28 protein-coding genes are annotated in these 23,190 nt (G+C 66.7%); 16 read left to right on the top strand and 12 right to left on the bottom strand.

All coding sequences use genetic code 11. The features are described 5' to 3' along the window. Positions 1–134: 134 nt before the first annotated feature. The 5 genes from SAMIE_RS18590 (at position 135) to SAMIE_RS18570 (ending at position 4,586) form a co-directional block, all read left to right on the top strand. On the top strand, positions 135–893 hold the full coding sequence (locus tag SAMIE_RS18590) for a class II aldolase/adducin family protein (RefSeq protein WP_066695947.1): 759 nt from the start codon (positions 135–137) through the stop codon (positions 891–893). A gap of 78 nt (positions 894–971) precedes the next feature. Beyond that, positions 972–2,216: a putative DNA modification/repair radical SAM protein gene (locus SAMIE_RS18585; RefSeq protein WP_066696758.1), complete on the top strand. Its 1,245-nt coding sequence runs from the start codon at positions 972–974 to the stop codon at positions 2,214–2,216. Between the two features lie 61 nt (positions 2,217–2,277). Further along, positions 2,278–2,628, top strand: a complete 351-nt coding sequence (locus SAMIE_RS18580; protein ID WP_066695946.1) for a hypothetical protein — start codon at positions 2,278–2,280, stop codon at positions 2,626–2,628. A gap of 59 nt (positions 2,629–2,687) precedes the next feature. After that, complete coding sequence (locus tag SAMIE_RS18575; RefSeq protein ID WP_066695945.1) at positions 2,688–3,152, top strand: hemerythrin domain-containing protein; 465 nt, start codon at positions 2,688–2,690, stop codon at positions 3,150–3,152. A 27-nt stretch (positions 3,153–3,179) separates the two neighbouring features. Beyond that, a complete protein-coding gene (locus SAMIE_RS18570; protein ID WP_066695943.1) occupies positions 3,180–4,586 on the top strand; it encodes a UdgX family uracil-DNA binding protein in 1,407 nt (468 codons plus the stop codon). Positions 4,587–4,589: 3 nt separating this feature from the next. Here SAMIE_RS18570 and metW read toward each other — a convergent pair whose 3' ends face one another. Together metW and metX are read right to left on the bottom strand one after the other, a co-directional pair. After that, positions 4,590–5,183, bottom strand: coding sequence for a methionine biosynthesis protein MetW (gene metW, locus SAMIE_RS18565; protein ID WP_066695940.1), 594 nt, complete (start codon positions 5,181–5,183; stop codon positions 4,590–4,592). Continuing rightward, positions 5,180–6,316 carry a homoserine O-acetyltransferase MetX gene (gene metX, locus SAMIE_RS18560; RefSeq protein WP_066695937.1) on the bottom strand — a complete coding sequence of 379 codons (1,137 nt, stop codon included), beginning with the start codon at positions 6,314–6,316 and terminating at the stop codon, positions 5,180–5,182. Before metX ends, metW begins: the two co-directional genes overlap by 4 nt. A gap of 100 nt (positions 6,317–6,416) precedes the next feature. On the opposite strand from metX, the gene SAMIE_RS18555 reads away from it, so the two are divergent. From SAMIE_RS18555 to SAMIE_RS18540, 4 genes are read left to right on the top strand one after another with little or no spacing between them, the layout of a single operon-like run. Next, complete coding sequence (locus tag SAMIE_RS18555) at positions 6,417–7,364, top strand: 2-hydroxyacid dehydrogenase (RefSeq protein ID WP_066695934.1); 948 nt, start codon at positions 6,417–6,419, stop codon at positions 7,362–7,364. Between the two features lie 46 nt (positions 7,365–7,410). Further along, the gene (locus SAMIE_RS18550; RefSeq protein WP_066695931.1) at positions 7,411–7,710 is read left to right on the top strand and encodes a putative quinol monooxygenase; all 300 of its coding nucleotides are present in this window, start codon (positions 7,411–7,413) and stop codon (positions 7,708–7,710) included. A gap of 59 nt (positions 7,711–7,769) precedes the next feature. Beyond that, on the top strand, positions 7,770–8,867 hold the full coding sequence (gene hisC, locus SAMIE_RS18545; protein WP_066695928.1) for a histidinol-phosphate transaminase: 1,098 nt from the start codon (positions 7,770–7,772) through the stop codon (positions 8,865–8,867). Between the two features lie 5 nt (positions 8,868–8,872). Next, positions 8,873–9,778: a prephenate/arogenate dehydrogenase family protein gene (locus SAMIE_RS18540; protein ID WP_066695924.1), complete on the top strand. Its 906-nt coding sequence runs from the start codon at positions 8,873–8,875 to the stop codon at positions 9,776–9,778. Between the two features lie 151 nt (positions 9,779–9,929). Here the strand turns inward: SAMIE_RS18540 and SAMIE_RS18535 are convergent, their stop codons facing one another. The 5 genes from SAMIE_RS18535 to ftsE form a co-directional block, all read right to left on the bottom strand. Further along, positions 9,930–10,619, bottom strand: a complete 690-nt coding sequence (locus tag SAMIE_RS18535; RefSeq protein ID WP_126516903.1) for an imm11 family protein — start codon at positions 10,617–10,619, stop codon at positions 9,930–9,932. 79 nt (positions 10,620–10,698) lie between these two features. Then, positions 10,699–11,388, bottom strand: coding sequence for a lysophospholipid acyltransferase family protein (locus SAMIE_RS18530; protein ID WP_066695918.1), 690 nt, complete (start codon positions 11,386–11,388; stop codon positions 10,699–10,701). Between the two features lie 11 nt (positions 11,389–11,399). Further along, positions 11,400–11,930 carry a YdcF family protein gene (locus tag SAMIE_RS18525; protein ID WP_066695915.1) on the bottom strand — a complete coding sequence of 177 codons (531 nt, stop codon included), beginning with the start codon at positions 11,928–11,930 and terminating at the stop codon, positions 11,400–11,402. Then, entirely contained in the window at positions 11,927–12,832 is a 906-nt protein-coding gene (locus SAMIE_RS18520; RefSeq protein ID WP_066695913.1) for a cell division protein FtsX, read from the bottom strand. The genes SAMIE_RS18525 and SAMIE_RS18520 overlap by 4 nt, the downstream gene beginning before the upstream one ends. After that, positions 12,829–13,542 carry a cell division ATP-binding protein FtsE gene (gene ftsE / locus SAMIE_RS18515; RefSeq protein ID WP_066695911.1) on the bottom strand — a complete coding sequence of 238 codons (714 nt, stop codon included), beginning with the start codon at positions 13,540–13,542 and terminating at the stop codon, positions 12,829–12,831. Before ftsE ends, SAMIE_RS18520 begins: the two co-directional genes overlap by 4 nt. 156 nt (positions 13,543–13,698) lie before the next feature. Between ftsE and SAMIE_RS18510 the strand changes: the two genes are divergently transcribed. Next, positions 13,699–14,529: a zinc-ribbon domain-containing protein gene (locus tag SAMIE_RS18510; RefSeq protein WP_066695909.1), complete on the top strand. Its 831-nt coding sequence runs from the start codon at positions 13,699–13,701 to the stop codon at positions 14,527–14,529. A 3-nt stretch (positions 14,530–14,532) separates the two neighbouring features. Here SAMIE_RS18510 and SAMIE_RS18505 read toward each other — a convergent pair whose 3' ends face one another. From SAMIE_RS18505 to SAMIE_RS18495, 3 genes are read right to left on the bottom strand one after another with little or no spacing between them, the layout of a single operon-like run. Beyond that, on the bottom strand, positions 14,533–15,438 hold the full coding sequence (locus tag SAMIE_RS18505) for a pirin family protein (RefSeq protein WP_066695907.1): 906 nt from the start codon (positions 15,436–15,438) through the stop codon (positions 14,533–14,535). After that, positions 15,435–16,142: a glutathione S-transferase gene (locus tag SAMIE_RS18500; protein ID WP_066695905.1), complete on the bottom strand. Its 708-nt coding sequence runs from the start codon at positions 16,140–16,142 to the stop codon at positions 15,435–15,437. Before SAMIE_RS18500 ends, SAMIE_RS18505 begins: the two co-directional genes overlap by 4 nt. A 51-nt stretch (positions 16,143–16,193) precedes the next feature. Next, complete coding sequence (locus SAMIE_RS18495) at positions 16,194–16,481, bottom strand: BolA family protein (RefSeq protein ID WP_066695904.1); 288 nt, start codon at positions 16,479–16,481, stop codon at positions 16,194–16,196. 44 nt (positions 16,482–16,525) lie between these two features. Between SAMIE_RS18495 and SAMIE_RS18490 the strand changes: the two genes are divergently transcribed. The 6 genes from SAMIE_RS18490 (at position 16,526) to SAMIE_RS18465 (ending at position 21,933) form a co-directional block, all read left to right on the top strand. Beyond that, positions 16,526–17,143: a J domain-containing protein gene (locus SAMIE_RS18490; RefSeq protein WP_066695892.1), complete on the top strand. Its 618-nt coding sequence runs from the start codon at positions 16,526–16,528 to the stop codon at positions 17,141–17,143. A gap of 239 nt (positions 17,144–17,382) precedes the next feature. Next, positions 17,383–18,390, top strand: a complete 1,008-nt coding sequence (gene cobS, locus SAMIE_RS18485; RefSeq protein WP_066696748.1) for a cobaltochelatase subunit CobS — start codon at positions 17,383–17,385, stop codon at positions 18,388–18,390. Continuing rightward, positions 18,390–18,812, top strand: coding sequence for an OsmC family protein (locus SAMIE_RS18480; RefSeq protein WP_066695885.1), 423 nt, complete (start codon positions 18,390–18,392; stop codon positions 18,810–18,812). The genes cobS and SAMIE_RS18480 overlap by 1 nt, the downstream gene beginning before the upstream one ends. Continuing rightward, positions 18,809–19,597, top strand: a complete 789-nt coding sequence (locus SAMIE_RS18475; protein ID WP_066695882.1) for a tyrosine-protein phosphatase — start codon at positions 18,809–18,811, stop codon at positions 19,595–19,597. The genes SAMIE_RS18480 and SAMIE_RS18475 overlap by 4 nt, the downstream gene beginning before the upstream one ends. Further along, positions 19,594–21,420 (top strand): cobaltochelatase subunit CobT, encoded by a 1,827-nt coding sequence (cobT, locus tag SAMIE_RS18470; RefSeq protein ID WP_066695881.1) that lies wholly within the window; start codon positions 19,594–19,596, stop codon positions 21,418–21,420. Before SAMIE_RS18475 ends, cobT begins: the two co-directional genes overlap by 4 nt. A 42-nt stretch (positions 21,421–21,462) precedes the next feature. After that, a complete protein-coding gene (locus tag SAMIE_RS18465; protein WP_066695880.1) occupies positions 21,463–21,933 on the top strand; it encodes a GreA/GreB family elongation factor in 471 nt (156 codons plus the stop codon). 90 nt (positions 21,934–22,023) lie between these two features. Here SAMIE_RS18465 and SAMIE_RS18460 read toward each other — a convergent pair whose 3' ends face one another. Both SAMIE_RS18460 and SAMIE_RS18455 read right to left on the bottom strand, forming a co-directional pair. Next, complete coding sequence (locus SAMIE_RS18460; RefSeq protein WP_066695879.1) at positions 22,024–22,515, bottom strand: Dps family protein; 492 nt, start codon at positions 22,513–22,515, stop codon at positions 22,024–22,026. Between the two features lie 107 nt (positions 22,516–22,622). After that, positions 22,623–23,189 carry a TMEM165/GDT1 family protein gene (locus tag SAMIE_RS18455; protein ID WP_066695878.1) on the bottom strand — a complete coding sequence of 189 codons (567 nt, stop codon included), beginning with the start codon at positions 23,187–23,189 and terminating at the stop codon, positions 22,623–22,625. Position 23,190: the final 1 nt, after the last annotated feature.

The following is a 23,190-nucleotide window of genomic DNA, read 5'->3' as shown; positions in this document are numbered from 1 at the left end:
CGCAGGTCACCCTGCGCCATGTGCGGCGCGCCCTACCAGCGGTCCCCCGCAAATTCAAGCCCCGTGGCGGAAATCTCGACTTTCCCGGCGACTGTGGCAAAGTGGCGGCATAGAAAAGATGGAGAAGGATCGCCATGGCCACCGCCGCCAGACAATCGGAAATGTCCGCCGCCGAATGGGAAGCGCGCCAGCAGCTCGCCGCCTGCTACCGCATATTCGACCATATGGGCTGGTCGGAACTCATCTATAATCACATCACGCTGCGGGTGCCGGGGGAAGACCATGCCTTCCTCATCAATCCGTTCGGCCTCACCTATGCCGAGGTGAAGGCGTCGAACCTCGTCAAGATCGACATTGACGGTCATGTGCTGGATGGCAGCCCCTATCCGGTCAACCGCGCAGGCTTCACCCAGCACAGCGTGTTCCACCGCCACCTGCCCGACGCGCATTGCATCATCCATACGCATACGACGGCGGGCATGGCGGTCAGCAGCTGCGCCGAAGGGCTGCGCCCGATCAGCTTCTACGCCGCCGCCTTCACCGGCCAGATCGCGCATCATGATTTCGAGGGCGTGACAATCCGCCCGGAGGAAGGCGAGCGGCTGATCGCCAATCTGGGCACGAAGCGCGTGATGCTGCTGCGCAATCATGGCACGCTGGTGATGGCGGAAAGCCTGCCCGAAGCGTTCCTGAGGCACTGGCTGCTCCAGCGCGCCTGCGAGATTCAGGTGGCGGCCGGCGCGGCGGGAACGCCGATGAACATCCCGCCCGAAGTGATCGCCGTGCACCAGCGCGACCTTTCCGGCGTGCAGTTGCCGACGGGGCCGGGTGTGCCCGACTTTCAGGCAATGGTGCGGACCATCGACCGGATCGACCCGAGCTGGCGGGATTAGCTATTGCCCCCCCTGTCCTCAGGGGCAATCTTGATCGAGATTGTGGACAGGGGGAGCGCGCGAACCTATCGTGAACAGATGGCGCAGATTTCCACCCGGCAGAAACTGGAAATCCTCGCCGACGCGGCGAAATATGATGCCTCCTGCGCATCGTCGGGGACGGCGAAGCGCGACAGCCGGGGCGGCAAGGGGATCGGATCGACCGAAGGCATGGGCATCTGCCACGCCTATGCGCCCGATGGCCGGTGCATCTCGCTGCTCAAGATCCTGCTGACCAATAGCTGCATCTTCGACTGTCATTATTGCATCAACCGCCGGTCGAGCGACGTGCGCCGCGCGCGCTTCACCGCGCAGGAAGTCGTCGATCTGACGCTCAGCTTCTACCGCCGCAACTATATCGAGGGGCTGTTCCTTTCCTCGGGCATCATCCGTTCGTCCGATTACACGATGGAGCAACTGGTCGAGGTCGCGCGGTCGCTGCGCGAGGATCATGATTTTCGCGGCTATATTCACCTCAAGACAATACCCGACGCCGACCCCGAACTGCTCACCCTTGCCGGGCTGTATGCCGACCGCCTCTCGATCAATGTCGAACTGCCGACCGAAACGGGGCTGAAGCGGCTCGCGCCGGAAAAGGATGGCGGGCGGATCGAAGGGGCGATGGGCCAGCTCAAGGACGAAATCGAGGACAAGCGCGACGCGAAGCGCAAATATCGGCACGCGCCCAAATTCGCCCCCGCCGGCCAGTCCACGCAGATGATCGTGGGCGCCGACGCCGCCGACGACCGCGCCATCATCGCGCGGGCGAGCAATCTATACGACCGGCACAAGCTGCGCCGCGTCTATTACAGCGCCTTTTCGCCCATCCCTTCGCCGAGCGCCGTGCTGCCGCTGAAGCGCCCGCCGCTGATGCGCGAGCACCGGCTTTACCAGTCCGACTGGATGATCCGCTTCTACGGCTATGACGCGACCGAGATCGCGGCGGCGACGGACGAAGCGACCGGCTGCCTGCCGCTCGACATCGACCCCAAGCTCGCCTGGGCGCTCAACCATCGCGCTGCCTTTCCGGTCGACGTCAACCGCGCGCCGCGCGAGGCGCTGCTCCGGGTGCCGGGGCTGGGCGTCAAAGCAGTGGATCGCATCCTGATGAGCCGCCGCCACCGCCGCCTGCGGCTCGACGATGTGGCGCGGCTCACCACTTCGATCCGGAAGCTGCGCCCGTTCCTGATCGCGGCGGACTGGCGGCCGGTGGCGCTGACCGACCGGGCCGACCTGCGCACCCGTCTGGTCCCGCCGGCGAAACAGCTCGACCTCTTCACATAAGGGTTGATCGCCGTGCCGACTCGTGAAATTCTCCGGTCTGGGTCTTGAGAGGAGATGGGTCTTGGCGACCGCACTCGGCAGTCGCGCGACGTCGCGCAAAAGCTTCGCCAAACGGATCAGCACGCATCTGGCGTTCGCGCTGGTCGCATTCTGCCTGTTACAGATCGGCATCGTCGCGAAAATGGGCGGATCGCTGGTCCTGCATCTGGGCATCATCGTCGCCATCGGCGGCTATGCGCTGGCGGCCCGCGCGCTGGAGCATCGCTGGCAGATGCTGGAACAGGGTGGCCTGTCGCAGGGCGGCCTCGCCCTGCGCTTCCGCCGCGACGTCGCGCAGCTCTGGACGGCGAGCATCGTGGGCGCGCTGCTATGGATACCCGTCGCGATCATCTATCGCTTCCTCTTCGGGTAGCGCCGGACCCAAAAGCCGCGCCTGTCGTTCTCCCCTGCAAATCCCAGAGGAGAAGCCCCATGGCCAAAGCCAGTATTTTCGACCGCCTGAAACAGGATCATGACAGCCACCGTCAGCTTTTCGCCAAGATGGACGAGGCGAAGGATGACAACGACCGGCTGGAAAAGCTGTTCGACCAGTTCAGGGTCGAGGTGAAGGCGCACGCCGCCGCCGAGGAGGAAACCCTCTACGCCACCATGCTCGCCCGCCCCGACCTGCGCGAGGACGCCCAGCACAGCGTGTCCGAGCATAAGGAGATCGAGGATTATCTGGAGGAGATGGAAAAGCAGGCGTTCAACGGCAAGAAATGGCGCGAAACCTTCGCCCAGCTCAAGAAGCGCTACCTCCACCATATCGAGGAGGAGGAAGAGGAGATGTTCCCGGACGCCGCGAAGGATCTGTCCGACAAGGAGGAAAAGGCGCTGGGCGAGAAGTTCGCCGAGCGCAAGCCTGCCGAACTGGAGCGGGCGCAGGCAGAGGATTGACCCCTACCCGCTGTGCCTCGAAAGCCGATGTATCGCGTCGCCCTGCCCGCCCCTGACGATTTCGACGGCTGGCGGGCAGCGGCGCGGCGGCTGGCGACGGCAGGGGTGGAAGCCGCCGATGTGACATGGAGCGTCGGGGATGCGCCGGGCGACCTGTTCGGGGGCGATCCTCTGCCGCCCGAGCCGCTGCGATCCGCTTTCTCCGTGCCGCGCAGCTTCGTGGAACTGGCCGAAAAGGCGATATTGCATCGCGAGGATGAGCGGTTCGGTCTGCTTTACGCCCTGCTGGTGCGGGTACGGGACCGGCCGGGCGCGATGGAGGACAAGGCAGATCCGCTGCTGCGCCGCGTCGATGGGCTGGCGAAGGCTGTGCGGCGCGACATCCACAAGATGCGCGCCTTCGTGCGGTTCCGCGAGGTGGAGGACGGCGAGGAGTCGCGCTTCGTCGCCTGGTTCGAGCCGGAGCATCATATCGTCCGCGCCAATGCGGGATTCTTCGTGCGGCGGTTCGCGACGATGCGCTGGTCGATCCTGACGCCGGAGATCAGCATCCACTGGGATGGCGAGACGTTGTCACAGGGGCCGGGCGCCACCCGCGCCGATGCGCCGGATGGCGACGCGGTCGAGGCTTTGTGGAAAGGCTATTATGCCGCGATCTTCAACCCGGCCCGGCTCAAGACTGGCGCGATGCTGTCCGAAATGCCCAAGAAATACTGGCGCAACCTGCCCGAAGCCGCGCTCATCCCCGACCTGATCGCCGGAGCGCAGGCGCGCGAGGCCGCCATGATCGCGACTGCGCCGCTGCCCGAAAAGCCGCAGAAGCGGCAGGGCAACGCCGCGACCGTCTGGGCGGCCATCCGTGACGAGGCGATGGCGTGCACGCGCTGCCCGCTCTACCGGGATGCGACGCAGACCGTGTTCGGCGAAGGGCCGCTCGACGCGGCCCTGTTCTTCATCGGCGAGCAGCCGGGCGATCAGGAGGACGTTGCCGGGCGTCCCTTCGTCGGTCCCGCCGGGCAGTTGTTCGACGCAGCACTGGCGGAGGCGGGCGTCGATCGCTCGCGCGCCTATGTCACCAACGCGGTCAAGCATTTCAAATTCGTGCGGCAGGGCAAGCGGCGGCTGCACCAGTCGCCGGATGCTGGCGAGATTCAGGCGTGCCGCTGGTGGCTGGGGCAGGAAATCGACCTGATCCGGCCCCGCGTCATCGTCGCGCTGGGCGCGTCGGCGGCGCGCGCGATGCTGGGCAAGGCGGTGACGATCAGCCGGACGCGCGGCTCCGCCATCGGGCTGGAGAGCGGAGCGGAAGGGTGGGTGACGGTGCACCCGAGCTACCTCCTCCGCCTGCCCGACGAGGCCAAGCGGGCCGAAGAGCGGGCGCGCTTCGTCCAGGAACTGCGGATGATCGGGGCGCGGGTGAAGGCGCTCGCCTGACGCCTATTTCCGCAGCAGGAACACCGCATGTTCGGCGAACAGATTGGCGTTGGCGTGGGTCGTTTCGCGGTCGCCCTTCAGGAACCACTGCCCGTCGATATGCCAGCCCCGCTCCTTCACCAGCGCGCGGAAATCGTCTACTGTCACATGATGGATGTTGAGCGTGTCATACCAGGTGTCGGGCAGCAGCCGCGTCACCGGCATCCGCCCCCCCCACATCAGCGACAGCCGCCCGCGCCAGTGCGCGAAATTGGGGAAGGACACGAACGCCTGCGCGCCGATGCGCAGCAGTTCCTCGACCACCAGATCGGGCCGCCGCGTCGTCTGGAGCGTCTGGCTCAGGATCGCATAGTCGAAGCTGGCGTCAGGATAATAGCCAAGGTCGGTGTCGGCATCCCCCTGCACCACCGACAGCCCGCGCGCGACGGCGGCGGCGACGTTCGAGCCGTCGATCTCCAGTCCGCGCGCATCGGCATTCGCATTGTCGCGCAGCGCCGCCATCAGCGCGCCGTCGCCGCACCCCACGTCGAGCACCCGCGCGCCCGGCCGCACGGTGCGGGCGATCAGGGCGAGGTCGGGGCGCAGCGTGCCGCTCATGCGCGACCGCCGCGCAGGAAGCCGTCGACGACGCGGTTCAGCTCCGGGCTTTCCAGCAGGAAGGCGTCGTGGCCGAACGGGCTGGAAAGCTCGACGAAGCTCGCCTGCGCGCCGCTGGCGTTGAGCGCATGGACGATGATCCGCGATTCGGCGGTGGGATAGAGCCAGTCGGTATCGAAGCTGACGAGGCAGAAGCGCGCTTTCGTGCCTGCGAAGGCCTTTGCGAGGCCGCCGCCATGATCCTCGGCAATGTCGTAATAGTCCATCGCGCGGGTGATATAGAGATAGGAATTGGCGTCGAACCGGTCGGTGAAGCTCAACCCCTGATGGCGCAGATAGCTTTCCACCTGAAAATCGGCGTCGAAGCCGAAAGTCTTGGCATCGCGCGCCTGAAGGCGCCGCCCGAATTTCTCGGTGAGGCCCGCTTCGGACAGATAGGTGATGTGCGCCGCCATGCGCGCGACGGCGAGGCCCGCGACCGGCGGTTGCCCGTCGGCATAATAATCGCCGCCGCGCCAGTTGGGATCGGCCATGATCGCCTGCCGCCCGACTTCGTGGAAGGCGATGTTCTGCGCGCTGTGCCGCGCGGTCGAGGCGATCACGACGCAGCGCTCCACCCGGTCGGGGAAGAGCGTCGGCCAGGTCAGCGCCTGCATTCCGCCCATGGACCCGCCGATCACCGCCGCCAGCCGGTCGACGCCCAGATGGTCGAGCAGAGCCGCCTGCGCCCGCACCATGTCGGCGATGGTCAGCACCGGAAAGCGCATGGCAAAGGGTTCGCCGGTCGCGGGATCGAGGCTCGCCGGACCGGACGATCCCATGCAACTGCCGATGACGTTGGAGCAGACAATGAAGTGGCGCGCCGGATCGACGGGCTTCCCCTCGCCCACCATGCGCCACCACCAGCCGGGCTTGCCTGTTACCGGATGGTCGGACGCGACATATTGGTCGCCGGTCAGCGCATGGCAGATGAGGATGACGTTGGACCGGTCCGCGTTCATCTGCCCATAGGTTTCATAGGCGATATCGACGGGGCCGAGGCTCGCGCCGCTCGACAGGGCGAGCGGTCCGGGCAGGCGCGCCTGCCGGCGCAGGCCGAAACGGCTGTCGTCGCTGAAAGGGAGGCTCGCCATGATGGCGCGGGGCTAGGACCGGCGCGCTTCGCTGTCAATCTGGCCAATCAATCTGGCCGCCGATCTGGTGCCCTGAAGAGAATGGCCCTAGGGGGTCGGCATGATCGAATCCGACCGTCCCAGCATCGTCGCCTATGGCTCCCTGCACCCCTATCTGAACGAGGAGCTGGCGCGGCGCTTCACCGTTCATGCGGTCGATCCGGACAGCGATCCGTCCGCGCTGCCCGATGCCGTGCGGCAGGCGCGGGCGCTGGTGAGTTTCGGGCTGGTGGGCGCGCCCGCCGCCATCATGGACGCGCTGCCCAGGCTGGAACTCATCGCGATGTTCTCTGTCGGCTACGACAAGGTGGACATCGGCCATGCCCGTGCGAAGGGCATCCGAGTCACCAACACGCCAGACGTGCTGACCGACGACACCGCCGACCTTGCCGTGGGCCTGCTCTACGCCACGGTGCGCAACATGGTCGCCAATGACGCACTGGTGCGGCGGGGCGACTGGGCGCGGGGCAGCATACCGGCGCTGGCGGGCCGGGTGACGGGATCGCGGATCGGCATATTGGGCCTTGGCCGCATCGGTCGCGCGATCGCCGCGCGGCTGGAGGCGGCGGGCGAAATCCTCTACCACAACCGGCGGGAAGTGGCGGACGCGCCCTATCGCTACGTCGCCGACCGTATCGCCTTCGCGCGGGCGTGCGATGTCATCATGGTCGCGACTTCGGGCGGACCGGAAGCGGCGAGCCTGGTCGACGCGGAGATGCTCGACGCGCTGGGACCGGACGGCGTCATCGTCAACATCAGCCGGGGCCGCGTGATCGACGAGGATGCGCTGGTCGCAGCGCTGGCGGAGCGGCGCATCGCGGGCGCGGGCCTCGACGTGTTCGTCAACGAACCGCATGTGCCGCAGGCACTGCTGACGATGGAGCATGTCGTGCTGCAACCCCATCAGGGCAGCGCCACACGGCACAGCCGCCGCGCGATGGCGGACATGGTGCTGGCCAATCTCGACGCGCATTTCGCCGGAAAGCCGCTCCCGACGCCGGTCGTCTGAGGAAGCGGGCTTCCCAAGCAGGCGCCCGCGCGATAGGCTGCCGACCATGCTGCTGATCGTGGGAACCATCCGCCTGCCCGCCGCCAATCTGGAGGCGGCCCGTCCGTTCATGAAGAAGATGGTCGAGGCCAGCCTCGCGGAGGATGGCTGCATCGAATATAATTATGCCGAAGATGTGATCGAGCCGGGCCTTATCCATGTCCAGGAATTATGGTCGGACCAGACGGCGTTCGACCGGCATGTCGCCACCGCTCACCTCGCCGAATGGCGCGCCGCCGGAGCGCAGCTCGGGATCGGCGACCGCAAGCTGCGGATGTATGAGGTCGGGGCGTCGCGCCCGCTCTAGCCCCAGCGCCGCAGGTGCGGGCTTTGCCTTTTTGCGTCCAGCCGCTAAAGCCCGGCCCCATGACAAAACCGCTTCCCAAGGACTGGATTCTCGGCATCTCCGCCTATGTGCCGGGCAAGTCGGCGGCCGACGATGGTCGCCCCCTCATCAAACTTTCCGCCAATGAGAACCCGCTCGGCACCGGGGAGGCTGCGCGCGCGGCCTTTCTGGCGGCGACGGCGGACATGGCGACCTATCCCGACCCGTCGGCCGCGAAACTGCGCGAGGCGATCGGCGCGCATCACGGCCTCGATCCCGAGCGGATCATCTACGGCACCGGGTCGGACGAACTGCTGCATCTGGCCGCGAGCGCCTATGCCGGGCCGGGCGACGAGGTGCTCTATGTCCGCTACGGCTTTTCGGTCTACGACATCGCGGCGCGGCGCGTGGGCGCGACGCCGGTGGTTGCGCCCGACCGCGACTATGCGACCGATGTCGATGCGCTGCTCGCCAGCGTGACGGATCGGACGAAGGTCGTGTTCCTCGCCAATCCCAACAACCCTACCGGCACGATGACGCCCCGTGCCGAAATCGCGCGGCTGCACGCAGGGCTGCGTCCCGACATCCTCTTCGTCCTCGATCAGGCCTATGCCGAATATCTGGACGCGGACGAGGATGACGGCGGCCTTGAGCTGGCGAAGAGCGCGGCCAATGTGCTGGTGACGCGCACCTTCTCGAAAATCTATGGCCTTGCCGCCGAACGGATCGGCTGGGGATATGGCAGCGCGGAGGTGATCGACATTCTCCACCGCATCCGTGCGCCCTTCAACGTGACGACCGCCGGGCAGGCCGCCGCCATTGCCGCCATCGCCGACACGGCATGGGTGGAACGCAGCCGGTCGCACAATGCGCAGTGGCGCGAGTGGCTGGCGGGCGAGGTCGCCGCCCTGTCCAACCACGGCCTGCGCGCGGTGCCGAGCCGGACCAACTTCCTCCTCATCCTGTTCGACGGCAGGCTGACCGCAGAAGCGGCGATGAAGGGGCTGTGGGACGAAGGCTATGCGACACGCTGGCTGCCGGGACAGGGGCTGCCCAACGGGCTGCGCATCACCATCGGCACCGAAGAGCAGACGCGCGCGGTCGCGGCGAAGCTGCGCGCCATGGCGGAAGCGGCCTGATCGCGATGCTGCCTTTCGCCCGCATCACCGTCATCGGCCTTGGCCTTATCGGCTCGTCACTCTGCCGCGCCATCCGGGCGGAGATGCCGACCGTCCGCGTCACGGGCCATGACGCGAACCCCGCGGTGCGGGAAACGGCGCGGCGCATCGACCTTTGCGACGATGTGACCGACACGGCGGGCGCGGCGGTGACGGACGCCGACCTCGTCATCCTGTGCGTGCCCGTCCGCGCGATGGGCGCGGCGGCGGCGGAGATCGCCGACGACCTGCCCGCCGACTGCATCATCAGCGATGTGGGATCGTGCAAGGCGGACGTGCTGGCGCAGCTCGACGCGGCGCTCCCCGGCCGCACGATCATTCCCGCGCATCCGGTGGCGGGCACGGAGAATAGCGGACCGGAGGCCGGGTTCGCCACCCTGTTCAAGGGCCGCTGGTCGATCGTCACGCCACCCGCCGGCGCCGACCCCGCCGCCGTCGAGCGCGTCGCCGAACTGTGGCGGCGCGTGGGGGCGCAGGTCGAGACAATGGAACCGGCGCATCATGATCTGGTGCTCGCGGTGACGAGCCACCTGCCGCACCTCATCGCCTACACCATCGTCGGCACGGCGAGCGACCTTGAGAATGTGACGCAGAGCGAGGTCATCAAATATTCGGCGGGCGGCTTCCGCGATTTCACCCGGATCGCGGCGTCGGACCCGACCATGTGGCGCGACGTGTTCCTGGCGAACAAGGACGCGGTGCTGGAGATGCTCCAGCGTTTCTCGGAGGATCTGTCGGCGCTCCAGCGCGCGATCCGGTGGAACGACGGCGACGCACTGTTCAACCTCTTCACCCGCACCCGCGCGATCCGCCGGTCGATCATCGAGCAGGGGCAGGACGACGCGAAGCCCGATTTCGGGCGGTCTCACTAGTTTCAGGGTGCTTGTAGATCTCCTTAATTACGGGATGATCTTTATACTCGGTCGGAATTACGTGTTGCCGCTGAAACCCAGCCTTTAAAGGCATAAGCCTGCTGGCGCTGCCATTCGGCGCGCCTGTAGGTGGCATTACAAAATCCCCGTCTCACCAAACTTCAGTAAAATATGTGCCGGTCACTTTAGGTTTCGCATTCGCCAGAATTTCGTATAAATTCCTGTGAATGAATACGCCTGATCTATTCACGTCGCGAAACATGGCGAGGCCGAGAGCTTCGTCGCGCATGACGATGTTCAATGGTTGCGCGCTGATTCCACCAAGAAGATGCTGATACGCCACTATGGAATTGGCCCAATCGATCCCCTTTATGCTGAGAGTAACATCGGCTACCCAGTAATCGTCTCGAACCAGATTCCCTTCCAGAGTCTCTATCCGCAAAGGCAGGGCTTCGATTGCACCAGGAGCATGCTCATCGAGCATCGACTTCAACCTTGAGGATAATACATAGAAATATCCGTGTACCCAGAAGTCAGGATATCTTCGGGCTTTTCCCTTAACCTGCCATATTGGAGGCGGACAGCCTTTCAGTCCTTTGCCGTCACCATAAAAGCGCGCGAACATTTCTGGTTCATTGATATATCTGGCGTCCAGCAGTTCGCGTGGCATCACCTGCGAACTGCGAAAATGAAACCAGTCGCTTGATAAAGGTGGATAACTCACAGGTGGATGCACCACGAAACGCTCGTCTTCCGGTAGATTTTGAGGAGGGACAGGATCAGCGCTCGGGGGCAGCGGAGTGTCGCCGGGTATATATATCTGTCGAGTTAGCTTGCTCATATAAACTACACCGTTTCATCAGATAAACAGCGTTGAATAAGAAGTCAGGCGGAATAGAAATCCCTTTCGTCGACGCAGCCTAGCCCGCGTTGAGCGCGTTGATGGCGGCGTGGACCTTCGCTTCGACTTCCTTACGGTCGAGGCCGGGCGGGATCATCTCGCCCACTTTGTAGGTGATGGTGCCCGCGCGCTTGAGGAAACGCCCGCGCGGCGAGACGCGCCCGCTGTCGATGGCGATCGGCACGACCGGCAGGCCGAGCAGGCCGTAGAGGCCCGCGAAACCCGACTTGAGCGGCGGACGCTCGCCATGGGGGACGCGCGTGCCTTCGGGGAAGAGGCAGATCGCCCGGCCCTGCGCCGTCGCTTCCCGCGCGGCGGCGCGCAGGGTGCGCAGCGCCGTCGCGCCCGCGCTGCGCTCGATGGGGATGAGGCCATAGCGCCGCGCGATCCCGCCCCACAGCGGAATGTCCAGCAGCTCGCGCTTCGCGGCGATGGCGGGCCGGTCGAACAGGCAGAGCATGTCGATGGTTTCGAACATGGATTCATGCTTGACGATGTAGAGATAGGGGCCGTGCGGCAGGTCGCCCTGCACCACGACTTTCTGGCCCAGAAGCCAGCGCGCGCAGCGGCGGTGGAAGCGGCTCCAGGCGGTCGCGATGGCCTGCACCGCGCCGGGCGCGGTCCAGCCGAGCAGCATCGCCGTCAGCACGAAACCGAAGCTCCCTGCATAGAAGACGATCGCGAAGAGAAGCGAGCGGATCGCAGTCACGGGCAAGGCTTTCAGATGCCGATCAGCGCGGCGAAGCGCCGCAGCAGATATTTATTATATTCGCGCATCAGCATCGTGAGGCTGGGGCGGCTGGGCACCGCGTCGTAGACGATGCTGACGCGCGCGGGCAGCGCCTGCCGCAGTTCCAGCGCGGCGCGGCGCATGTGCCAGTCGGTCGTGATGAGCCGCACGGTGCGATAGTCCCGCCGCTCCAGCCAGCGTGCCGTCTCGATGCCGTTGGAGCGGGTGTCGATGGCTTCGCGACCCAAGGTGATGCAGCAGGCGAAGAGCTTTTCGGGCGCCTTATATTGCGCGGCGAGTTCGGACGGGCGGACGGCACGGTCGACGCCGGAAATCAGCATCCGCTTGGCCGCGCCCTCTTCCATCAGGGCGAGGCCACGGTCGATCCGTCCCGCTCCGCCGGTCAGCACGACGATGGCGTCCGTCTCCCGCCCGTCGAGCGGCTGGGGCAGGAGGATCGCGAACCAGGCGAAGCCGAGCATCCACGCGAGCAGGCTCAAGGCGGCGAAGCGGACGATCACAGCATCCGCCCCAGCGCGCGCAGCACGGTCCAGCGCGCGGTCAGCATCGCCAGCGCCACGCCCGCCACCGGCAGCAGCGCGAGGGCGATCCAGCCCCGCGCGTCGATCCGCACCGCGCCGAGCAGGTCGGACCCCGCCGCCGTCAGGCGCAGGCCGATGAGCAGGAGGACCAGCACGGCGGACACGAAGCCCAGCGCGCTGCCGAGCAGGGCGTCGAGACCGATGCGCCGCTGGAACAGGCGGGCGATCTGCACATCGGTCGAGCCCATCAGGTGCAGGACGTCGATGGTGCCGCGATGGCTGTCATGCGCGCCGCGCGCCGCCAGCACGACGACCGCGCCGGTCGCGAGCGCCATCAGGACGACGACGCCGAGCGCCAGCCAGCCGAGCGCGCCCAGGAGACCGGCGAGCGGCGCGAGGAAGGCGGCGTGCGGCTCCACGCGCAGTTTCGGGGACAGGCCAGCAAGCGACCGGCGCAGCGCCGCCACCTTTGCTGCGGCATCGCCCGGCGTCAGCGTCACGTCGATGAGCGCGGGCACCGGCAGGTCGCCGCTGGTGGCCGCATCGCCGAGCCATGGGCGAAGCTGCTCCGCCAGCGCGGCGGGATCGACCGGCGTCGCGGTGCGCACGTCGCGGGAGGATCGCAACGCCTGCAATGTCCGCGCCGCCAGCGCCGCGCGCGCCTGCGGATCGGCCTCGACCACCTGAACGCTCGCCCGGCCCGCAAGGTCGGCGCTGAGCGCGCGCACCGCCGCGCCAAGGCCGATGCCGGCGGCGGCGGACAGGACGGTGAGGAACATCATGATCGCGATGATCCACGGCATCGGTCCTGCGACGCGGCCTTCGGGCAGCAGGCGATGGCGGGCGATGGCGGCCGCCTTGCGCTGGGGGCTGGCGATCATGCGTGCCGGTCCTGCGGACGCGGCGGATAGCGCAGCATGCCGGTGGGATCGGCGAGCCGCCCCTTGTCGAGCCGCATCATCTGCGCGCCTTCGACCTGTGCGATCAGGGGCAGGTCGTGGGTCGCGACGACGATCGTGGTGCCAAGGCGGTTGAGCGCTTCGAACAGGGTCAGGAGGCGGCGCGCCATGTCGGCGTCGACATTGCCGGTGGGTTCGTCCGCGACGAGGATTTCGGGCCGCCCGATCACCGCGCGGGCGATGGCGACGCGCTGCTGCTCGCCGCCCGACAGGGTGGCGGGCCGCGCTTCGCCCCGGTCTCCAAGGCCCACCCAGTCGAGCATTTCGGCGACAGGCGCGGCGACCTCGCTCTCCTCCATGCCGGCTACCCGCAGCGGCAGGGCGATATTGTCATAGGCGGAAAGATGCGGGACGAGGCGGAAGTCCTGAAAGACGACGCCGATGCGGCGGCGGAAGCCGGGCAGGCGCTTGCGGGGCAGCGTTACGACATCCTCGCCGAACAGGCGGATGACGCCCCGGCTGGGCCGCTGGGCGAGGTAGAGGAGTTTCAGCAGCGATGTCTTGCCCGCGCCCGACGATCCGGTCAGGAAATAGAAGCCGCCGCCCGCCAGCGAGAAGCTGACATCGGAGAGGGTTTCGCTGTCCAGACCGTAGCGCAGCCCCACATTTTCGAACTGGACGATGGCGGACATGGCGTGAAATTGCGCGCAGCGGCGCTCCCTGGCTCCCCGATAGCCAAGCCATGGCACAGCCGCCCGCCCGCCGTAAAGCCCGCCCGCGCAATCGCGCGAGTCGCATGCCCATTCTTGCCGCTTGCGCGCGAGTCCGTGACATGCCTATGAAGCGTCATGATCCTGGTGTGCCCCAATTGCGCGACGCGCTATGTCGTGCCGGACAGCGCCGTCGGCGCGAATGGCCGCCAGGTCCGCTGCGCGGCGTGCAAGCATAGCTGGTTTCAGGAACCGGCGGTGCTGCCCGAACGTGAAACGGTGGCGGAGATGGCGGCAGCGCCCGTCGCCGCGCCGCCGCCCGAGCCGGTGGCTCCGCCAGCACCGCCGCCTCCCCCTCCCCCGCCGCGGGTCCGGGAGGAGGAGCCTGTAGCGGAAGAGATAGCGGCTGCACCAGCGACGGCCGATGCCATCGAAGAACCCGCTGAAGCGGCCCGCGACCATCGGTTCGACGACATTTACGCAGGCGCGCCTGCGGCGGCTGACGAGGATGACTGGACCTTTCCGGCCGACCCGCCGGCGAGACCGCGCCGCAATCGCCTGAAGCTCCTGACCTGGGCGGCGGTGGCCTTCTTCATCGTCGTGGGCGGCGCTGCGGGGGCGCTCAGCTATTTCGGGCCGCCGGGCTGGATGGTGTCGATGGGCCTCTTTCCCGAAGAGGGCGATCCTGACCTGCTCTTTTACCTTTCCAAGCCCGCCGAACGGCGCAAGCTGCCGACCGGGGAGGAATATTTCGCCTTCGGCGCGCGGATCGTGAACAGCAGCGCGCAGGCGCTGCCGGTGCCGCCGGTGCTGGTGCAACTGCGCGACCGGCAGAACCGGCTGGTGTTTAGCTGGACGACGAAGGCGGACAAGATGCGCCTGAAGCCCGGCGAGGAAGCGTCGATCAACGAGAGCCGCATCGACATTCCCAAAAATGCCGAAAATCTGTCGCTGACCTTCGTCCAGTAGCGTTTAAGGGTAGCTGACCGTCTTGGGGCGGCCCTGCGGGATCGGGATATATTCCTGATCGTCGCCGGGGATGAGCGGGAAGCGCAGCGCTTCCCAGTCCTCGCGCGCCTGCATCAGACGGTCGGGCCGCGACGACACGAAATTCCACCAGACATGGCGCGGAGAGGTGAAGGCTTCGCCGCCGCACAGCACGATCCGTCCGCCATCGACGCTCGACAGCGTGGCGGCGGTGCCGGGGCGCAGGACATAGAGAGTCTGCGGCGTCAGCATCGCGCCGTCGAGCATCGCGTCGCCGCCCGAGACGTAGAGCGCGCGCTCGTCCGCTGATGCGTCGATGGCGATACGGCCGCCGGGCAGAAGCTGGATGTCGGCATAGATGGTGTGGGCATAGGTGGTGACGGGCGAGGTTTCGCCCCAGAGCGACCCCATGATGACCCGCGCCCGCGCGCCGCCATCCTCGATCACCGGGAGGCCGCCTTCGCCCACATGCTCGAACGCCGGGTCCATTTCCTCCACCGCATCGGGCAGCGCGAGCCAGGTCTGGATCGCCGAGAGTTTCGACGCCTTGACGCGATCCTCTTCGGGCGAGCGTTCGGAATGGACGATGCCCCTGCCCGCGGTCATCAGGTTGACCGCGCCCGGCTCGATCAACTGCTGCGTGCCGAGGGAGTCGCGGTGCAGGAACGCGCCTTCATACATATAGGTGACGGTCGCGAGATTGATGTGGGGGTGCGGGCGCACGTCGATGCCCTGCCCCGGCCCGATCTGCGCCGGACCGGCCTGATCGAAGAAGATGAACGGGCCGACCATCGTGCGCCCCCTGACCGGCAGCGAGCGGTGCACGCGGAAGTCGCCGAGGTCGTGCGTCGTGGGCGTCACGGTCTGGAGGATGAGGTCGTCGAGGGTCATGGCGCGTCCAGTTCGGGATAATGGCGGAATATGTCGTCTTCATTGAACGGCAGCCGCCGGTCACTGGAAAGATAGTCCTGCAATTCCGGCAGGGCGGCAACCCTGTCGTGGAGAACGGACAGTTTCGGAAATGTGCCCGAAAGCGTCGCCATGCGCTGCGGGAAGGCGTAGCGCAGCCCGGCGATCAGGTGGAAGAGCGAGAGGTCGGCATAGCTCCAGCGGCCGCCCGCCAGCCAGTCGCCCTCCTGCGCCGCCAGCGCCCGTTCGAACCAGCCAAGATATTTGGGGATGCGGGTGGCGCGGAATTCCTGCGCGCAGCGCAGTGCTTCGGCCTTCTGGTCCTCATAATAGAGGCCGACGCCGACCGGGTGATGCACGTCATGCGCTTCGGCCACTATGTCCATGATCGTAAGCTGCGCCTGCGCCAGCCAGGTGCGCGCCTTCATCGCGGACGGGCCGCAGTCGTGCCGTTCGGCGAGGTAGAAGAGGATGTTCGCGGTCTGCGCAACGGTCGCGCCGTCGATGGCGAGATAGGGCGGCGCGAAGGCCGGGGCGGTATCGTGCAGGCCCATGTCGGCGATCATCGCCTGCGCCCCGTCCTCCCGCGCGCGGTCGCGATAGGGGATGCCGCATGCTTCGAGGGTCAGGCGGACGAACTCGCCGCGGCCGGGGATGGTCGGCCAATACCAGAAATCATAGCTCATCGGATCATGCTCCTTGTCGGGAGGCAGAACCCGCCGGCGGGGCCAAAAGTCTCACGCTTCTCCGGGTGCGCGGGCCTTGATGGCGAGGGCGTGGACCTTGTCGCGCAGCAGGTCGGCGAGCGCCGCGTTGACGAGGCGCTGGCGCGCGACACGGCTCTGGCCGGTGAAGCGGGCGGACACGATGTCGACGGTGAAGTGGCTCTCGCCCGATCCGTCATGGCCGGCATGGCCGCGATGCTTTTCGCTGTCGTCGATGACGGCGAGGCGGTCGGGCGACAGGGCAGCGCGCAGGCGCGCTTCGATTTCGGTGGCAACTGGGCCTTTGAGGTCGGTGGTCATGGCGCCTATATAGACGCTTTGCCGTCCCTTTCATCAGGTTCCTCTTGTCCACCGATCCCTTTTCGACCCGCCGCTTCAACCGCTTCCATGGACGTGTGGAAAGCGACCGGCCGTGCGCGGTGGAGGGATGCCCCGAACCGGGCGAGTTCCGCGCGCCCCCGGCGGAGGGCGCGCGCGCGCATCAGGAGGGGCCTCAATGGCGCTGGCTCTGCCTCGACCATGTGCGGGCGTTCAATCAGGGCTATAATTTCTTCACCGGCATGTCTCCCGAAGAGATCGCCGCGGCCCAGCGTCCCTATGCGGGGTGGGAGCGGGAGACGCGGGCCTTTTCCTCCAACGCGCACAGCCCGCCGCCCAAATGGTCGGACTTCGCCGATCCGCTCGACGCCATCGGCGCGAAGTTCCGCGAGCGGGTGGCCAAGGCGCGCCAGGCGAACCAGATGCGGCAGGACGGCAGGTTCCTTTCGGGCGAGGACCGCAGGCAGCTTGCCGTCATGGGCCTTGCCATCGACGCCGACCGCAAGGCGCTGAGGACACGTTACACCGAATTGCTGCGCCGCTATCACCCCGACCATAATGGCGGCGACCGCAGCCATGAAAGCGCCTTGCAGGCGGTGATCGAGGCCTATGGGCATCTCCGCAAGGCGAACGCTTTCGCTTAGCTTCGCATATTTCCCGCACATTTTGACATTTCGTTACAATGTTCGGAAATTATATAATAAAATCCGGCTGACCTGATGGTCCTGCAAATAGCGCGCTTCGGCCCGGATAGGACAGGAAGCAGGCCAGTTTGTTCCAAGGGGCGGCTTGATCGCCCGCACGCGCTGCCTCACTCTCTCGACAGCCCCCGAAAGGATCGGATAGGGGCTTTTGCCAGACTCGCAGAAAGATGACCCGCCCGATGACCGACATTTCCAACGTCCAGCCCGACGCCCGCGCCGATACGCTGCTCGACGCGCCCGACCGCGAGGTGGACGCGCGGGAGCTGTTCGGCATCGACGTCGACATGAAGATCCCGGCTTTCAGTCAGGCCGACGAGCGCGTGCCGGACCTCGACCCCGCTTATGTGTTCGACCCCGACACCACACTCGCGATTCTGGCCGGCTTCGCCTATAACCGGCGCGTCATGGTGCAGGGCTATCACGGCACCGGCAAGTCGAGCCATATTGAGCAGGTCGCCGCGCGCCTCAAATGGCCGTGCATCCGCATCAACCTCGACGCGCATATCAGCCGCATCGACCTGGTCGGGCGCGACGCCATCGTGCTCAAGGATGGGCAGCAGGTGACGGAATTCCGCGAAGGGCTGCTGCCATGGTCGCTCCAGCGCCCGGTGGCTCTGGTGTTCGACGAATATGATGCGGGCCGCCCCGACGTCATGTTCGTGATCCAGCGCGTGCTGGAAACGGACGGCAAGATGACCTTGCTCGACCAGAACCGGGTGATCCGCCCCAATCCGCATTTCCGCCTGTTCGCCACCGCCAATACGGTGGGTCTGGGCGACACGACCGGCCTCTATCACGGCACGCAGCAGATCAATCAGGGCCAGATGGACCGCTGGAATCTGGTGGTGGCGCTGAACTATCTGCCCGCCGCGACCGAAGCGCAGGTGGTGCTGGCGAAGTCGGGCGAATATGACCATGAGGGCGGCCGCAAGGAAGTCGAGAACATGATCAAGGTCGCCGAACTGACCCGGCAGGGCTTCATCAACGGCGACATTTCGACCGTCATGTCGCCGCGCACGGTGATTAGCTGGGCGCAGAACGCGCTGATCTTCAGGAATGTCGGCTTCGCGTTCCGCCTGTCCTTCCTCAACAAATGCGACGAGGCGGAACGCGCGCTGGTCGCCGAATATTATCAGCGCGTCTTCGGGAAGGACTTGCCTGAGAGCGTGGCGAGCCGGGCGAACTGATGATCGTCGTCGAGCGGATTGATCCGACAGGCGGGACGGCGCACCGGATCAGCATCCGGGGGCATGAGATCGTGGCGGACATGTCCGCGCCCGATGGCGGAGACGCCGGGGCGGACCCGCACGACCTCTACGATTCGGCGCTGGGCGCGTGCAAGGCGATGACGATGCTCTGGTATGCGCAGCGGAACGGCATCCCGGTCGAGGACATCCATGTCGGCGTGATCCGCGACGCCAGCCGGGAGCGGCAGGGCGTCTATAAGCTGACGACGCGCATCGCGGTCGGCGGGCCGCTGACCGATGCGCAGCGCGAGAAGCTGATCGCGGTCGCCGCCAAATGTCCGGTGCACAAGCTGATGAGCGAGGTCGTCACCGAGATCGAGACCGTGGCGGTGCCCTATGTCGGGGATGCGGAACGGCCATGAGCGAACGCAGCGCGGTTCTGGCCGAAGCGGGCGTCCTGCCGCTGGCGAGCGCCTTCAACCTCCGCGACTTCGGCGGGCTGGAGACGGCGGACGGACAGACGGTGCGCCGGGGCATATTGTTCCGGTCGGGCACCATGTCCCTGCTGACGCCGGAGGATGCCGAGGCGCTGCGGGCGCTCGGCATCCGGGCGATCTGCGACCTGCGGCGGCCCAATGAGCGGCTGGCCGAACCGACCGGATGGCATGGGGCGGAGGTCGATTATTACAGCCGCGACTATCGCGAGACGAGCGGCGTGCTGGCCGAGGTGCTGCGGTCGGACGACGCCACGGCCGACGATATGCACGCCGCGATGGTCGCCATCTATCGCGCGATTCCGGTCGATCATGCCGAATCCTATCGCGCCATGTTCGGTCAGATACTGGCGGGGCGGCTGCCGATCCTCATCAACTGCGCGGCGGGCAAGGACCGGACCGGCGTGGGCGTGATGCTGATCCTGTCGGCGCTGGGCGTGCCGCGCGAGGCGATCGTGCGGGATTATCTGGCGACCAACGACCATGCCGACTGGACATGGCGGCTGGGACAGGGCGAGACGCGGCTGAGCGTCGCCTTTCGCGAACGGAGGGACATGGTCATGCCGCTGCTGCTGGCCGACAGCGCCTATCTGGACGCGCTTTACGAGACGCTGGACGCCGATCATGGCGGCGTGGACGCCTATCTGCGCGACGGGCTGGGGCTGGATGACGACGCCCTTTCCCGCCTGCGCGGCGCGCTGATCGCGCCATGAGCGAACGCTCGCCTCTCGACGCGTTCAAGGACGTGCTGTCGGGCGCGGCGCGCGCGATCGCGCGCGATGCCGAGGTGGAGGTGGGCTTCACCGCCGACACGCCCCATGCCGCGGGCAAGGCGATCAAGGTGCCGACGCCGGGTCGGGCGCTGCCCGCCGATCAGGTGGCGCTGGCGCGCGGGTTCGCCGATGCGTCCGCGCTGAAGCTGCGGCACCATGATGCGAAGGTGCATGCCGCCTCCGCGCCGGGCGAGGCGGTGGCGCGCGCGGTGTTCGACGCGGTCGAGCAGGCGCGGGTCGAGGCGATCGGGTCGCGGTCCATGGCGGGAGTGCGCGACAATCTCAATCACGCGCTCGATCTGCGCCTCAAGTCCGACGCGATCCGCCGGGCGCGCGCCGCCGACGAAGTGCCGCTGTCCACGGCGCTGGCATTGAAGGTGCGCGAGCGGCTGACGGGGCAGGCGATCCCCAAGGAAGCGGCGGCGGGCGTCGCGATGGTGGATCAATGGATCGAGGACAAGGCGGGCGGCGATCTCGATTCGCTGATGCTCGCCATCGACGACCAGCGCGCTTTCCAGAAGCTGACGACCGCGATGCTGGAGCATCTCCACCTGATCGACGCCGACGTCCCGCCCGATACCGAGGAGCCGGAGAGCGAGGACGAGGGCGAAGATCAGGAAGACCAGCAGGACGAAGGCGAGAGCGGGCAGGAGGAAGCCGGCGACAGCGACATGAACGCCGAGGCGCGCGCCGAGGACAAGGGCGGCGACACCGAGGACGGCGAAACCGACTATAGCGACGAGTTCGACACCGACAGCGAAGAGGGCGCGGACGATATGGGGGAGGAGGGCATGATGCCCGTCCGGCCCAATCGCCCGATGTCCGACCTGCCGCCCGGCTTCGACTACAAGGCCTATACGACGAAGTTCGACGAGGTGGTCAGCCCGGAGGATCTGTGCGACGAGGATGAGCTGGTGCGGCTGCGCGGCTTCCTCGACCAGCAGCTCGTCAGCCTTCAGGGCGCGGTGACGAAGCTCGCCAACCGGCTCCAGCGCCGGTTGATGGCGCAGCAGTCGCGGTCATGGGATTTCGATCAGGAAGAAGGGCTGCTCGACGCGGCGCGGCTGGCGCGGATCGTGATCGACCCGACGCGGTCGCTTTCCTACAAGATCGAGCGGGACACGCAGTTCCGCGATACGGTGGTGACGCTGCTGATCGACAATAGCGGCTCGATGCGCGGGCGGCCGATCAGCATCGCGGCGATCAGCGCCGACATCATGGCGCGCACGCTGGAGCGGTGCGGCGTCAAGACCGAGATCCTCGGCTTTACCACCCGCGCGTGGAAGGGCGGGCAGGCGCGCGAGGACTGGCTCGCCGCCGGGCGTCCACCGATGCCGGGGCGCCTCAACGACCTGCGCCACATCGTCTACAAGAAGGCGGACGACCCGTGGCGGCGGGCGCGCAAGAATCTGGGCCTCATGATGCGCGAGGGGCTGCTCAAGGAGAATATCGACGGGGAGGCGCTGCTGTGGGCGCACGCGCGGCTGATCGCGCGGCCCGAGGAGCGGCGCATCCTGATGGTCATTTCCGACGGCGCGCCGGTGGACGACAGCACTTTGTCGGTGAACAGCGGCACCTATCTGGAGCGGCATCTGCGGCAGGTGATCGAATGGATCGAGAACCGGTCGCCGGTGCAGCTCGTCGCCATCGGCATCGGCCATGACGTGACCCGCTATTATCGCCGCGCCGTGACCATCATGGACGCCGAACAATTGGGCGGCACGATGGTTGAACAGCTGGCCGGACTGTTCGACGAGGACTGAGCGGCTTTCCGGGCCGCCCGGCGATTTTTCAGGAGAGGCACGATGAGCGTCGCCTTTCGTCGCGAGAGCGACGATGAGCATATGGAGCCGAAATTCGAGCTGCCGATCCCGCCCGGTCCGAACTGGGTGACGGCACGGGGCTTGCGGCTGACGCGGGAGCAGGTCGAGGCGCTGGAAGCGGCCGATCTGACCGGCGTCGATGAGGAAACCGTGAAGAAGCACCGGCGCGAATTGCGCTATTGGCGAACCCGGCTGGCGACAGCGGATGTGCGGCCCGTGCCCGATGGCGAGGCGGTCGCGTTCGGGACGCGCGTAACCTATCGGCTGAACGGGCGGGAAAAGACGGTGACGCTGGTCGGCGACGACGAGGCGGACCCGAACGAAGGGCGGATCAGCTTCACATCGCCCCTCGCCCGCGCGATGATGGACGCCGAGCCGGGCGAGCGGGTGGATTTCGGCGGGAAGTCGGATGCGGTGGAGATCGTGGCGATCGAGATAGCGGGCGAGGACTGATCGCTTTCGTTCGCTTCGGGCGAAATCGAGACGCCGCTGGCGGTGTCCAGCGTTTCTCGACTTCGCTCGAAACGAACGGTTTAGCCTGACTTAAGCCCCGCGCGCGGCTTCGAAGAGGAACCAGGCGCGCTGTTCGGCCTGATCGGTCCAGTCGTCGACGATGCCTTCGGTCGCATTGTCGCCCGCCTCCGTGGCGGCGGCCTTCACCGCGCGGAAGGTTTCGACGAGCGCCAGATTGTCGTCGCGCAGTTCCTTCAGCATATCGGCGGGGCTGACGAAATCGGCGTCATTATCCTTGATCGTCTGGTGCCGCGAAATGTCGCTGATCGAACGGAGCGTGGTGTTGCCGGTCTTGCGCACACGCTCGGCGATGAGGTCGGTAACGCCGAGAATCTCCGTCGCCTGCTCGTCGAACATCAGATGATAGTCGCGGAAATGCGGGCCGGAGACGTGCCAGTGGAAATTCTTGGTCTTGAGGTAGAGCGCGTAGCTGTCCGCCAGCGCGCCGTTCAGCGCCTCCGCGACGGTCTTCGTCTGGTTGCTCTTGAGGTCGGTGGGCGTCTTGAGGTCAGGCGCGGTCATGTCGGTTCTCCATGCGGGAAACTGGTTTCGCATATATAATGAACGGCGCGCGATATGGTGCCCGTTTTTTCATGCATATTGGCGATCAGCCTGATGGAGACGCTCGATCAGAGGAGGCCGGTGGCGGACAGGCCGAGAATCGCTCCGGCGAAGATCAGCAATGCGCCGCCTGCCCGGCGGACGATGCCGATGGCGCGCGAGGCGAGGATGCGGTCGCGCAGCAGGACGACCGGGGCGAGCGCGGCGAAGACGCCGACAGCGCCGCCGATCGCGGCCAGCACCGGATCGCCGGTGCGCGTGACGATGCCCAGCGTCAGAAACTGCGGCCCGTCCCCGATACCTAGAATGAGGAGGCCGAGCGCGCTCGTCAGGAAAGGGCCGATGCGCCAGCTATCGAGCGGATCGGGCGCCTTGACGCGCCAGAGCATGCCCGCGCCCAGGAAGACGACGGAGAGCGCGAGGAAGAGCAGGCGGGCGTCGGCGCTCATCATCGGGCCGATCCATGCGCCCGCAATGGCGGAGATGGCGGCATTGGCGGCGGCGGCAACGGCGATGCCCGCAAGGACGGGGCCGTCACGGTCGAAGCGGGTGGCGAGCGCGAGGACGAGCAACTGGCTCTTGTCGCCGATCTCGCCCAGCAGGCTTCCCAGCAGGGCGAGCAGCAATGCGTCCATA

Origin of the sequence: Sphingobium amiense, from assembly GCF_003967075.1 — a bacterium.
Lineage (GTDB): Bacteria > Pseudomonadota > Alphaproteobacteria > Sphingomonadales > Sphingomonadaceae > Sphingobium > Sphingobium amiense.
Note: the sequence above shows the minus strand (reverse complement) of the source record. Positions and strands in the feature narration are given on the sequence as shown.